The following is a 278-nucleotide window of genomic DNA, read 5'->3' as shown; positions in this document are numbered from 1 at the left end:
CCAAGCGGTAAAGGAAAAGGCGAAAAGCCCTATGACCGAGAATAAAATTCGATACACCATGGTTTGATTTTTTTAGGAATATAAGAAGTCCTTTAATTAGACTTTTTCCTGTTTTCCAAGATCTGTTTAGTCACCTCTTTATTGGCTCCACCAAACTGCTGATTTTGCTCCAATCGATCCAGATATCGATCAATATAGCTTTGCGAAAGCTCTTTGCTATCCCCATATTTCTCCCTCAAGCCCTCAAGTTTGCGATGCAATTCCGCTTTGATTTCGGC

1 protein-coding gene is annotated in these 278 nt (G+C 40.3%); it reads right to left on the bottom strand.

The genetic code is table 11. The features are described from left to right. Positions 1–92: 92 nt before the first annotated feature. Positions 93–278 (bottom strand): hypothetical protein (locus ACNKXV_RS14790; protein WP_417908456.1); only part of this gene is annotated, 186 nt, incomplete at its 5' end.

The sequence above is a fragment of the Christiangramia aquimixticola genome (genome assembly GCF_048285835.1).
GTDB lineage: Bacteria > Bacteroidota > Bacteroidia > Flavobacteriales > Flavobacteriaceae > Christiangramia > Christiangramia aquimixticola.
Note: the sequence above shows the minus strand (reverse complement) of the source record. Positions and strands in the feature narration are given on the sequence as shown.